This window comes from Enterobacter sp. 148H3 (genome assembly GCF_034107425.1).
GTDB lineage: Bacteria > Pseudomonadota > Gammaproteobacteria > Enterobacterales > Enterobacteriaceae > Enterobacter > Enterobacter vonholyi.
Genome location: NZ_JAWNEI010000004.1, coordinates 382,635 through 395,179, shown reverse-complemented (window position 1 = coordinate 395,179; position 12,545 = coordinate 382,635). Strand labels below are relative to the sequence as shown.

At 59.2% G+C, this 12,545-nt stretch carries 10 protein-coding genes; 5 read left to right on the top strand and 5 right to left on the bottom strand.

The window, feature by feature from the left end; translation table 11 throughout:
* Window positions 1-164: 164 nt before the first annotated feature.
* The 3 genes from nfsB to USH94_RS08535 all read right to left on the bottom strand — a co-directional run bounded on the left by nfsB (window position 165) and on the right by USH94_RS08535 (window position 1,887).
* Window positions 165-818 carry an oxygen-insensitive NAD(P)H nitroreductase gene (nfsB, locus tag USH94_RS08545; RefSeq protein ID WP_024906901.1) on the bottom strand — a complete coding sequence of 218 codons (654 nt, stop codon included), beginning with the start codon at window positions 816-818 and terminating at the stop codon, window positions 165-167.
* Between the two features lie 120 nt (window positions 819-938).
* Window positions 939-1,307 (bottom strand): MmcQ/YjbR family DNA-binding protein, encoded by a 369-nt coding sequence (locus tag USH94_RS08540; RefSeq protein ID WP_023293103.1) that lies wholly within the window; start codon window positions 1,305-1,307, stop codon window positions 939-941.
* Entirely contained in the window at window positions 1,297-1,887 is a 591-nt protein-coding gene (locus tag USH94_RS08535) for a TetR/AcrR family transcriptional regulator (protein ID WP_111964472.1), read from the bottom strand. Before USH94_RS08535 ends, USH94_RS08540 begins: the two co-directional genes overlap by 11 nt.
* Window positions 1,888-2,077: 190 nt before the next feature.
* Here USH94_RS08535 and USH94_RS08530 point away from each other — a divergent pair, with 190 nt between their 5' ends.
* Together USH94_RS08530 and USH94_RS08525 are read left to right on the top strand one after the other, a co-directional pair.
* Entirely contained in the window at window positions 2,078-3,181 is a 1,104-nt protein-coding gene (locus USH94_RS08530) for an MBL fold metallo-hydrolase (protein ID WP_111964471.1), read from the top strand.
* 32 nt (window positions 3,182-3,213) lie between these two features.
* Window positions 3,214-3,555, top strand: coding sequence for a RamA family antibiotic efflux transcriptional regulator (locus USH94_RS08525; protein ID WP_010428317.1), 342 nt, complete (start codon window positions 3,214-3,216; stop codon window positions 3,553-3,555).
* Window positions 3,556-3,609: 54 nt separating this feature from the next.
* On the opposite strand, the gene USH94_RS08520 is transcribed toward USH94_RS08525, so the two are convergent.
* Window positions 3,610-3,858, bottom strand: coding sequence for a DUF1158 domain-containing protein (locus USH94_RS08520; RefSeq protein ID WP_013097677.1), 249 nt, complete (start codon window positions 3,856-3,858; stop codon window positions 3,610-3,612).
* Window positions 3,859-4,337: 479 nt separating this feature from the next.
* On the opposite strand from USH94_RS08520, the gene USH94_RS08515 reads away from it, so the two are divergent.
* The 3 genes from USH94_RS08515 (at window position 4,338) to USH94_RS08505 (ending at window position 11,394) form a co-directional block, all read left to right on the top strand.
* Window positions 4,338-7,046, top strand: a complete 2,709-nt coding sequence (locus tag USH94_RS08515) for a cation-transporting P-type ATPase (protein WP_111964470.1) — start codon at window positions 4,338-4,340, stop codon at window positions 7,044-7,046.
* Between the two features lie 139 nt (window positions 7,047-7,185).
* Window positions 7,186-8,250 (top strand): efflux RND transporter periplasmic adaptor subunit, encoded by a 1,065-nt coding sequence (locus tag USH94_RS08510; RefSeq protein WP_111964469.1) that lies wholly within the window; start codon window positions 7,186-7,188, stop codon window positions 8,248-8,250.
* A 9-nt stretch (window positions 8,251-8,259) separates the two neighbouring features.
* Window positions 8,260-11,394, top strand: coding sequence for an efflux RND transporter permease subunit (locus tag USH94_RS08505; protein ID WP_111964468.1), 3,135 nt, complete (start codon window positions 8,260-8,262; stop codon window positions 11,392-11,394).
* Here USH94_RS08505 and USH94_RS08500 read toward each other — a convergent pair.
* On the bottom strand, window positions 11,345-12,466 hold the full coding sequence (locus USH94_RS08500) for a YbdK family carboxylate-amine ligase (protein ID WP_111964467.1): 1,122 nt from the start codon (window positions 12,464-12,466) through the stop codon (window positions 11,345-11,347). The two genes, USH94_RS08505 and USH94_RS08500, sit on opposite strands and share 50 nt — an antisense overlap.
* Window positions 12,467-12,545 lie beyond the last annotated feature (79 nt).

Genomic DNA, 12,545 nt, shown 5'->3' with positions numbered 1-12,545 from the left:
GAAAGAATATAATATAAAAAATATATGATGGATTTTATGAATAAGTATTTCTATGCTGTTACAAATTGCTGGGGGTATTTGTGAACTTTATCGAAGGAAGAATCATAACCCAAAGAAAGCGTCACTGAAAACAGGCACGCCGGAACCCGACGTGCCAGAAGGGATCAGCACTCGGTCACAATCGTGCTCAGAGGCAGGCGAGATTTCGGCAGCGTGGCGTTGAAATCTTCCACGCTGTGATGCCCAACCGGCACCACCACCAGGCTGGTAAAGCCCTTCTCTTTCAGGCCAAACTCTTCGTCGAGGATCGCAGCGTCGAAGCCTTCGATCGGTACCGCGTCCAGGCCCATTGCGCCCACGCCCAGCAGGAAGTTGCCGACGTTCAGGTAAACCTGCTTCGCCATCCACTGGTCGTCATCTTTCAGATCCACGCGATGCATGTCGGCAAAGTAGGTACGGCCCTTATGGTTCGCGGCTTTGGCTTCCGGGGTGTTGAAGCGACCGTCGGCTTCTTCCTGATCGACAACGCGTTCCAGCCATGCATCGTCCATCGCGGTTTTCGCGCAGAACACCACCACGTGAGAAGCATCCAGCATTTTGCGTTCGTTAAACACATAGGTGCCCGCAGCGGATTTCGCCACGCGCGCTTTTCCTTCCTCGGTGCTGGCCACGATGAAGTGCCACGGCTGGGAGTTGGTGCTTGACGGGCTGTACTGCAGCAGGGTTTTGATTTTTTCCGCTTCTTCAGCGGTCAGTTTTTTGCTTGCGTCGAACGCCTTGGTGGAGTGGCGTTTCAGCGCAACAGAAATGATATCCATAACAACTCCTGATGATGAAATTCGCCCGCGTGCGGGCGCGAAAGGTGAGCAGATTACAGCGGGACGCGGAAAAAGATAAGGGCAATTCGAGCGCTTAATCTGTTCGTCTCAGACGAACAATCAGACCGGCCGGATCCACTTCTGGTCTTTTTTCGGCAGTTTATCCACCACCAGATGCCAGGAATCATTAATGAGATCGGTAACCAGTTCCGGCGTCACGTCGTCAGTGCCGTAAAGGGAAATCCAGTGCTTTTTGTTGAGGTGATAGCCCGGTTCAACGCCGCGATAAATCTGCTGATTTAACAGCGATTTTTCCGGGTCTGACTTCAGGCTGACGTGCGGCCGCCCGTGCGCGACGGCCACAATCATGAAAATTTTTCCACCCACTTTAAACACGTCAAACTCCGGCCCAAACGGCCAGCAGTGTTCGGTGAACGGCAGCTCCAGCGCCACGCGTTTTGCGTGCTCCTGCAACGTTTTACTGTCCATCGCTCTCTTCCTGGGCAAGCCCGCGCCACATCACCTCAAAGCCGAGCGCTTTAAACTCAACGGCGCGGGACGGATCGCGGGTGGCAAATTCCATCGTGGATTCGGCCAGCGATAAGAAAAGCGCATCGCCAAACGTTTTAAATTCATCAGACATAAACACCTGACGCACCGAGCGGCGGCAGAGTTCATGCAGCTCCGGGAACATCTCTTTCACCGCCTGTTCCGTTTCGGTGCTCAGCTTTTCACTGACGCCAATCTGGCGGATCGCCGCATGCGCAACGGGGTTACGAATACCCCAGTCCACATAGCTGTTCCAGATATTGCGGGTATGTTCTTTAGGCAGCGTGATGGTGCGATCGAGGTTCGCGAGCATGGTCTGGCAGAGATCTTGCTTCAGGTGCAGATAGAGGGCATTCAGCAGATCGTCTTTCGTAGCAAAGTAGCGGAACAGGGTGCCTTCGGCGACGCCCGCCTTACGGGCAATAAGCGCCGTTGAGGCGGCAATACCTGACTGTGCAAACGCCACCGTTGCGGCTTCCTGTAAGGCCTGTTTTTTATCTTCACTCTTCGGACGTGCCACTAAATTTTTCCTCCTGTCAATTATAAAAACCCTGATTGAAACACGTGCTTTGACACGCTGCAACGCGGAATGTCAAAGATCGAAAACGTCTTGACGACTTTATCATCATATCTATAATGAGTGCTTACTCACTCATAATCAAGTTTACCCTGCGCACGCTATCGGATGGGGCGCGTTTTCGGGTCAGGATATGAAAAAACCTCTCTTCATCTGCGTGGTGTTAATCATGATTATTGCTTCAGCCGCGAGTTTACCGTTTGTTCTGAATGCCGGATTCGGCCAGCCGCCGCAGGGTGAACGGCTCACTGAAGTGGAGGCCTCCCCACAGTATCGCGAGGGGAAATTCCACAACACGCTGCCGACGCCGGGTTATAACGGTGACAAAAATATGCTGGTCGCGATGTGGGAGTTTCTGACCAAAAAAACCGAAAACGCCCGCCCGGCCCAGCCGCTGCCGCTGGTGAAAACCGATCTTGCGAGCCTGCCGCTGGAGCAGAACACCCTTGTGTGGCTCGGTCACTCCTCGTGGTATCTGCAGCTCGCGGGTAAACGCATCCTGATTGACCCGGTGCTTGGCAACTATGCCGCGCCGTTCTCGTTCCTCAATAAGGCCTTTGCCGGCGAGTATCCGTGGCGCGCTGAAAGCATGCCGGAGATCGACCTGCTGATTATCTCGCACGATCACTACGATCATCTGGATTACGCCACTATCAAGGCACTACTGCCGAAGGTGAAACGCGTAGTGACGCCGCTGGGCGTGGGGTCCCACCTGCGTTACTGGGGCATGAAGCCCGAGATTATTGACGAGCGCGACTGGAACCAGTCGGTAAGCATCAGCGATGAATTGACGGTGCACGTTCTGCCAGCGCGTCACTTCTCCGGTCGCGGCATCAAACGCGATCGCACATTGTGGGGCAGCTTCATGTTCGTTACGTCAGAGCAGAATGTTTACTACAGCGGGGATTCCGGTTACGGCCCGCACTTCAAGGCCATCGGTGAACAGTTTGGCGAAGTGGACGTCGCCATCATGGAGAACGGCCAGTACGACCAGGACTGGAAGTACATCCACATGCTGCCGGAGGAAACGGCGCAGGCCTCGGCGGATTTGAACGCGAAAGCCGTGGTGCCGGGGCATAACGGACGCTTCGTGCTGGCGAAACACGCCTGGAACGATCCGCTGATCCAGCTGGCAAAAGCCAGCAAAGATAAAAATTATCGGTTGCTGACGCCGGAACTGGGCGAGCCCGTCCGGGTAAGCGACAGCGCACAAACCTTTCGTGCGTGGTGGGAATAATGTTTAAGCGAGAAGCAGAGGGGGACAGCAGTATGACCATTTCCGCTCAAGTCATCGACACTATCGTCGAATGGATCGACGACAATCTGCACCAGCCATTACGAATTGAAGAGATAGCCCGCCACGCGGGTTACTCGAAATGGCACCTGCAGCGGCTATTTATGCAGTACAAAGGGGAGAGTCTGGGGCGTTATATCCGTGAACGTAAGCTGCTGCTGGCGGCGCGCGATCTGCGTGAATCCGACGCCCGGGTGTATGACATCTGCCTGCGTTACGGGTTTGACTCGCAGCAGACGTTTACCCGTATCTTCACCCGTACGTTCAACCAGCCACCTGGAGCGTACCGTAAAGAGAACCATAGCCAGACACATTAACCTTTCGCGTGTAGGCCGGGTAAGGCGAAGCCGCCACCCGGCTTTTTTATTGGCTCAGGATGCCAGGGAAAACCAGCGTCGCCAGACGAAACGCAGCACGAAGAATTCAATCGCCCCGAGCAGTAAAAACCACACGCAGAACAGAATGGTGTAAAGCTGGTTCAGATCGACCATGTGAAAGGTCTGAACCAGCTTCTGCGCCAGCACCAGCCCAAGCGAAGGCGCCGGGAGCAGCAGGCACGAAAGCAGGGCCAGTAATAAAATGCCGCCTGCGGTGAGCAGCGATTCTAGCGGGTGTTTCATCGTAATGTTAATCGTCAGTTAAAAATGTCATTGTCCGGCATTCTGTAACGTAAAGCAATATCAGCCCCGCTGACCTTTTTGAATAAAACAAAGGCATTATTACTGCGCACAAATAACAACATACGACCCGGCGTTTATATTAATATCGCGTTATGTAAATAAACGTCCGCATCAGGAAAGTAATTTTACAAATGTATAGGTGCTATAACCAATTAACGTGGCAATAACAATGGCCGCGATAACGTATAACACCAGTCTGCGCCCGCGATAAATACCCCACATGGTTCCCCCTCGTTTAGTATTGGTTTGGAAATATTTTGTAAAAATCGGGTCATTGAAATAGTTTTAATCAGTTTTGAATAACCGAGAAGTCATTATATTGCGGTGGATCAATTTTACCCGCAAGACTTTAAAATGAATTTATTTAAGCCCGAAAGGAATTCAGGCTTCTGTTCACCGGAAATTGAAGGAAAAATACGATGACTGAAAAAAAATTGACTCCTAACGTGCCGCCTTCCGGCGGGCTGGCATACCAGCAGACCGTAGAGCAGGCGCTTGCACATGCGCAGAGCCAGGCAAGCGGTCTGGACCGTGCAGAGGCGCAGGCGCGTCTGCAAAAAACAGGGCCGAACGCGCTGCCGGAGAAAAAAGGCAAACCCGCCTGGCTGCGTTTCCTGGCCCATTTTAATGATGTGCTGATTTATGTCCTGCTGGCCGCCGCCGTATTAACGGCAGTAATGGGCCACTGGGTTGATACGCTGGTTATTTTGGGCGTGGCGGTAATCAATGCCTTAATTGGCCATATTCAGGAAAGCAACGCGGAAAAATCCCTGAAGAGTATTCGTAATATGCTCGCCAGCGAAGCTCGCGTTATTCGTAACGGCAACCACGAAACAATCCCCACAACTGAAATAGTCCCGGGCGATATTATTGTATTACGCGCGGGGGATCGTATTCCGGCGGATATGCGTTTAATCGAAGCGCATAATTTTCGCGTGGAAGAGGCGATTCTGACCGGTGAATCCACCGTGGTGGATAAACACGTTAATCCGCTGAGCGGCGAATTACCGCTGGGCGATCGCACCAATATGGTCTTCTCCGGGACGACCGTCAGCGCGGGCGGCGGTATCGGTGTGGTCACCGCGACCGGTAAAGATACGGAACTCGGCCACATCAACCAGATGATGGCGGGTATCGAAAAGCACCGTACGCCGCTGCTGGTGCAGATGGACAAGCTGGGTAAAGCGATTTTTGTGATTATTCTGGCGATGATGGCCGCGCTGTTTGTCTTCAGCCTGGCGTTCCGCGAGATCCCGATGGGCGAGCTCCTGCTCTCTCTGATTAGCCTGGCGGTTGCCTCCGTACCGGAAGGTTTGCCGGCAATCATCTCCATCATCCTTTCGCTGGGCGTGCAGGCGATGGCGCGCAAGCGGGCGATTATCCGCAAGCTGCCGACGGTTGAAACGCTAGGCGCGATGACCGTGGTCTGCTCGGATAAAACCGGCACCCTGACCATGAACGAGATGACGGTTAAAGCGATCATCACCGCCGACGCCTGCTACCGCGTGGACGGCAACAGCTACGAGCCGGTAGGCAACATCTATCTGGAAGGTAGCGACGAGCCGGTCCACATCCAGCCGGGCACCGTGCTGGAGCAGTACCTGCGTACCATCGACCTGTGTAACGATAACCAGCTGATTCAGGACGAGCGCGGCCTGTGGGGCATCACCGGTGGGCCGACCGAGGGCGCGCTGAAGGTGCTGGCGGCGAAGGCCAGCCTTGAGCCGGTAATGACCACGCTGGTTAACAAGATCCCGTTCGACTCGCAGTACAAGTACATGAGCACCCACTACCAGATTGGCAGCGAGGAGCAGATCCTGATCACCGGCGCGCCGGACGTGATTTTTGCCCTGTGTTCGCAGCAGCAGACCCGTCACGGTACGGAAGCCTTCAACCGCACGTACTGGGAAAGTGAGATGGAGCGCTATGCGCGTCAGGGGCTGCGCATGGTCGCCGCGGCGTTCAAGCCAGCGAACGGCGAGCAGGAACTGACGCACGACGACCTTAGCCACGGCCTGATCTTCCTCGGCATCGCCGGGATGATGGATCCGCCGCGTCCGGAAGCGATTGATGCGATTAACGCCTGCCAGCAGGCGGGGATCCGCGTGAAGATGATCACCGGGGATCACCCGCAGACGGCGATGAGCATCGGCCAGATGCTGGGGATCGCCAACAGCGAGCAGGCGGTCACCGGCTACGAGCTGGAGAAGATGGACGACGCCACGCTGGCGGAAGCCGCGGTGAAGTATGACATCTTCGCCCGCACCAGCCCGGAGCATAAGCTGCGCCTGGTGAAAGCGCTGCAGGACAAAGGCGAAATCGTTGGCATGACCGGCGACGGCGTAAACGACGCCCCGGCGCTGCGTCAGGCGGACGTGGGCATCGCGATGGGCATCAAGGGCACGGAAGTGACCAAAGAGGCGGCGGATATGGTCCTTACGGACGATAACTTCGCCACCATCGCCAGCGCGGTGAAAGAGGGGCGTCGCGTATACGACAACCTGAAGAAGACCATTCTGTTCATCATGCCGACCAACCTGGCGCAGGGGCTGCTGATTGTGATTGCGCTGCTGGCGGGGAACATTATTCCGCTGACGCCGGTGCTGATTCTGTGGATGAACATGGCCACCTCCGCCACGCTCTCCTTCGGCCTGGCCTTCGAAGCTGCCGAGCGCAACATTATGCGCCGCCCGCCGCGCCAGACCGGGCAGCACGTAATGGACGCCTACGCCGTGTGGCGCGTGGCTTTCGTCGGCACCATGATTGCCATCGCCGCCTTTGCAGTGGAAGCCTGGCTCGCCCCGCGCGGCCACAGCGCGGAGTTCATCCGCACCGTGCTGCTGCAGATGCTGGTCTGCGCCCAGTGGGTGTACATGATTAACTGCCGCAACACCGAAGGGTTCTCCCTCAACCGTGGCCTGCTGGCGAACAAAGGGATCTGGCTGGTGACGGGCGTGCTGTTCCTGCTCCAGGCGGCGATTATCTACCTGCCGTTTATGCAGATGCTGTTCGGTACCGAAGCCCTGCCGCTGCGCTACTGGTTTGTGACACTGGTCGTTGCAGGCGTGATGTTCTTCGTCGTCGAAATCGAGAAGCGACTGACCCGCAGGTTCCGTAAGGCTGCATAACTAAAACTTTACCTCTCACCCTAACCCTCTCCCCACAAGGGAGAGGGGACAGTCTGGTACTCTCCCTTGGGCTCGGTTTTCTCCCTCGCCCCTCTGGGGAGAGGGCCGGGGTGAGGGGAGACAACGCTGAGGTACTCCCATGAAACTTCCACTCCTGTTCGCACTTCTTGTCAGTACCCTGCAACCCGTCTTCGCCGCCGCGATCCCCGTTCGCGTCGCCACCGTGGAGCAGACCGCCCACGCCGCCGAGCGCCAGATCCCGGGCCGCATCGAAGCCATCCACACCGTTGAGCTGCGCGCGCGTACGGAAGGCATGATTACCAAAATTAACTTCCGCGACGGGCAGTACGTGAAAAAAGGCGACGTGCTGTTTGAGCTGGACGACGCCGAGCCGCGCGCAGCCCTGCGCCTGGCGCAGGCCGAAGTGAAAAGCGCCGAAGCCACGCTGCGCCAGGCGCAGCAGCAGCTTTCCCGCTTTGAAAGCCTGGGCAGCAGCAACGCCATCAGCCGTCACGACGTGGACAACGCCCGCATGCAGCGCGACGTCGCCAGTGCCGCTCTCGAGCAGGCGAAGGCCCGGATCGAAGCCCGCAACGTCACCCTGAGCTACACCCGAATCACCTCGCCAATTGACGGCCGCGTGGGCCACAGCAGCTTCCACGTGGGTAGCCTGGTCAACCCAGCGAGCGGCGTTTTGGTGGAGGTGGTGCAGCTTGACCCGATCCGCATCGCCTTTGCGCTGGAAGAGGGGGCATTTTCCACCAAAGCCGGACAGCATGCGGATATCAACGCCATGAAGCGTGCCTGGCAGGCGCTGATCGACAGCAACGGCCAGCGCGTCAGCGGCGAGCTGACGTCAGTGGATAACCGCATTGACCCGCGTACCGCCAGCGTGATGCTGCGCGCCGAGTTTGCCAACCCGCGCCATCAGCTCCTGCCCGGCGGCAATGTGAACGTGTTTTTGCGTCCGGCAAGCGAGCAGCCGGTGCTGGCCCTGCCTGCCGCCGCGGTCCAGCAGAACGGCGACGGGTTCTTTGCCTGGGTGGTTAACGCTGACGGTAAAGCCGAAATGCGCCCGCTGAAGGTCGCCGGACAGATCGGCCAGCAGTTCCGGATTTTATCCGGCGTGAAGTCCGGTGAGCGAGCGATTACTGACGGTGCGCAGCGCGTGCAGCCCGGCGCTGCCGTCCAGATACTGAATTAAGGAGCCATCATGCTGACGTTTTTCATCAAACGCCCGCGCTTCGCGATGGTGATTGCGCTGGTCATCACCCTGCTGGGGGCCATTGCGCTGAGGATTATTCCGGTGGAGCAGTACGCGCAGATCGCGCCGCCGGTGGTGAACGTCTCTGCCAGCTGGCCGGGCGCCAGCTCGGCTGACGTGGCGGAGGCCATCGCCACGCCGCTGGAGACGCAGCTGAACGGCGTGGACCATATGCTCTACATGGAGTCCACCAGTTCGGACGAAGGCACTTACAGCCTGAACATTACCTTTGCGGCGGGCACGGATCCGGATCTCGCCGCCATCGACGTGCAAAACCGCGTGGCGCAGGCCGTGGCGCAGCTGCCGACCGAGGCGCAGCAAAATGGCGTGCAGGTGCGCAAGCGCGCCACCAACCTGATGATGGGGGTAAGTCTTTACTCACCGAACAACACCCACACGCCGCTGTTCGTCAGCAACTACGCCAGCACCCAGGTGCGCGAGGCGCTGTCGCGTCTGCCCGGCGTGGGGCAGGTGCAGATGTTTGGCGCGCGTGACTACAGCATGCGCATCTGGCTGCGTCCGGACCGCATGAACGCCCTGAACGTCACCACCGACGACGTGGCGCAGGCGCTGCGCGAGCAGAACGTGCAGGGTGCGGCGGGCCAGGTGGGCACGCCGCCGGTGTTTAACGGCCAGCAGCAGACCCTGACCATCAACGGGCTGGGGCGCTTAAGCCTGGCCGAAGACTTTGCCGACATCATTATTCGCGCGGGGGAGATGGGCCAGCTGGTGCGCCTGAAGGACGTCGCCACCATCGAGCTCGGCTCGCGCAGCTACAGTTCCGGCGCGCAGCTGAATGGGCACGATTCCGCCTACCTCGGCATCTACCCGACGCCGTCCGCCAACGCCCTGCGCGTGGCCGACGCGGTGCGCGCGGAGCTGGAGCGCCTCTCGACGCGCTTCCCGGACGACCTGGTCTACGAGGTGAAGTTCGACACCACCTCCTTTGTTGCCGCGACCATTAAGGAGATCGGCGTCTCGCTGGCGCTGACGATGCTGGCGGTGGTGGTGGTCGTTTCCCTGTTCCTGCAGAGCTGGCGCGCGACGCTGATTGTCGCCCTCGCCATTCCGGTGTCGCTGGTGGGCACCTTTGCGGTGCTCTATACGCTCGGCTACTCCGCCAACACGCTCAGCCTGTTTGCCATCATTCTGGCGCTGACCATGGTGGTGGATGACGCCATCGTGGTGGTGGAGAGCGTCGAAACGCTGATGGCGGAAGGGCAGAGCCGCACGGCGGCGACCGCGCTGGCGCTGCGCCAGATTGCCGGGCCGGTCATCGCGACGACGCTGGTGCTGCTGGCGGTATTTGTGCCGGTGGCGCTGCTGCCGGGGATTGTCGGCGAGCTGTACCGCCAGTTCGCGGTTACGCTCTCCACCGCCGTGACGCTCTCAAGCCTGGTAGCGCTGACCCTGACGCCCGCCCTGTGCGCGATGCTGCTGCGTCCGCGCCCGGAGAAACCGGCGGCCGTTTATCGCGCCTTTAACTGCGGGCTGGACGCCACGCGCGGTTTCTACACCCGCATCGTGAATGTCTTAAACCTGCGTCCGTGGCTGGCGCTGCTGGCCACCGCAGGCGCGGCGGCAGTCGTGCTGTTCAGCTTTACGTCGATGCCAAAAGGCTTCCTGCCGCAGGAGGACCAGGGCTACTTCTTCGCCAGCGTCCAGCTGCCGGAAGCGGCCTCGCTGGAGCGGACCGAAGCGGTGATGACCACCGCGCGCGAGCTTATCGCCAAACATCCGGCGGTGGAGGACGTGATTCAGGTCTCCGGGTTTAACATCCTCAACGGCACCAGCGCCTCCAACGGCGGGTTTATCTCCATCATGCTGAAGGACTGGAGCGAGCGTCCACCGCTGGAAGAGGTGATGGGCACCCTGCAGCGCCAGCTGCTGGCCCTGCCGGAAGCCACCATCATGACCTTCGCGCCGCCGACGCTGCCGGGGCTGGGCAACGCCTCCGGCTTTGACCTGCGCATCCAGGCTCAGGCGGGGCAGAGCCCGGCAGAACTGGAGCGCGTGACGCGTGAGGTGCTGGCGAAAGCCAACCAGCACCCGCAGCTGACCCGCGTGTTCACCACCTGGAGCAGCAACGTGCCGCAGCTGACGCTGACCGTTGACCGCGAGCGTGCCGCCCGCCTCGACGTGCCGGTGTCACGTATCTTCAGCAGCCTGCAAACCGCCTTTGGCGGCACGCGCGCCGGGGATTTCAGCATCAACAACCGCGTCTACCACGTGGTGATGCAGAACGAGATGCAGTGGCGCGAGCGCGCCGAACAAATCAGCGAGCTGTTCGTGCGCAGCAACAGCGGCGAGCGGGTGCGCCTGAGCAACCTCGTCACCATCACGCCGACCGTCGGCGCGCCGTTCCTGCAGCAGTACAACCAGTTCCCGTCCGTTTCGGTGAGCGGCTCTGCAGCAACTGGGGTGAGCAGCAGCACCGCGATGGCGGTGATGGGCGATATTCTGGCAGAGAGCCTGCCGGCCGGATACGACTACGCCTGGAGCGGCATGTCGTATCAGGAGCAGCAGACAGGCAATCAGGCGATCTGGATTGTGCTGGCGGCGGTGGTGATGGCGTGGCTGTTCCTCGTCGCACAGTACGAGAGTTGGACGCTCCCGGCGAGCGTGATGCTCTCGGTGCTGTTCGCCCTCGGCGGGGCGCTGGTCTGGCTGTGGATGGCGGGCTACGCCAACGACGTATACGTGCAGATTGGTCTGGTATTGCTGATAGCATTAGCGGCCAAAAACGCGATTCTTATCGTCGAGTTCGCCCGCGCGCGGCGTTTGGACGGAATGGAGATTGTCGATGCCGCGCGGGAAGGGGCCTCGCGCCGCTTCCGCGCGGTGATGATGACCGCCGTATCGTTCATCATCGGCGTTCTGCCCATGATGCTGGCGACCGGGGCGGGTGCCCAGAGCCGCCGCATCATCGGCACCACGGTGTTCAGCGGCATGCTGGTGGCGACCGTGGTGGGGATCCTGTTTATCCCGGCGCTGTTCGTGCTGTTCCAGCGCCTGCGCGAGTGGGGGCACGGCCTTACGGACTCGTCGCCCACAGCTCGCAGTGCTTCTGCACCAGAGAAATAAGCGAGCCGCCGTCGGCGATAAAGTCCCGCATGCGCTGCGCCTCGCTCTTGCCCTGCTTTAACAGCAGGGCAATTTCATTGATTGCGCTTGTGGCACCGAGCTTATCGGCCGACGGCGCCACCTGCTCCAGCAGCCAGGCGATGTCTTCCGCCACGGTTTTTTGCTCCCCGGTATGCACGTCCGTCAGGATGCCTTCCAGCCCGTAGCGACACGCCTGAAAACGGTTAAAACGGTAGAGCAGAAAATCCCGTTCCTGATGCTTATACGGCCGCGTGGTCAGCAGCCAGTGCGACGTGGCCTGAATCAATCCGGCGATGTTAATCGCGTGGCCGAGCGTCAGCGGCGTATCCATCACCCGCACCTCCACGGTGCCAAAATGCGGGCTGGGGCGAATATCCCAGTGCAGATCCTTGATGCTGTCGATCATGCTGGTGGAGCTCAGGCGGCGGAACAGCCCTTCAAACTCCTGCCAGCTGTTTACCCACGGCATCTGTCCGTTATCCGGGAACCCGGAGAAGATATTGAGCCGCGACGAGGAGAACTTCGTGTCGGTGCCTTGCATGTACGGCGAGGCGGCCGCCAGGGCAATAAAGTGCGGCACAAAGCGCGACAGGCCGTGCAGGAGGTAAATGGCGTCATCCCCGGTCCGGCAGCCGACGTGAACGTGCTGACCGAATACCGTCGCCTGCAAAATCAGATAGCCAAAGCGCTCCAGCGTGACGTTATAGCGCTCGTCGTCGCACACCTCCTGGCGCTGCCATTTCTGGAACGGGTGCGTCCCGCCGCCGCAGATCTGGATATGCTGCTCCGCCGCCGCGCGCAGGATGCTCTGCTGCATCACCGAAAACTGCGCCGCTGCCTGGTCGATGGTCTGACACACGCCGGTGGCGATTTCGAGCATGCTTTCGGTGATATCGTGTTTGACTTCACCGCCTTTGATGTCGTCTTTGACGGCGGCGATGAGCGCGGAGGAGTCCTGGCTGAGATCGTACCCCGGCGGGTTAACCACCTGCAGTTCGAGCTCGATGCCAAGGGTGAACGGTTCAGAGGATTTGAAATCGGGTAAAGGCATGGCGCACTCCGTTGTCTGTGAATGTTGAGTATAGACAACGGGTGTGGCGCGCTCGTCTCAGGGTGGTATAACTGATAGC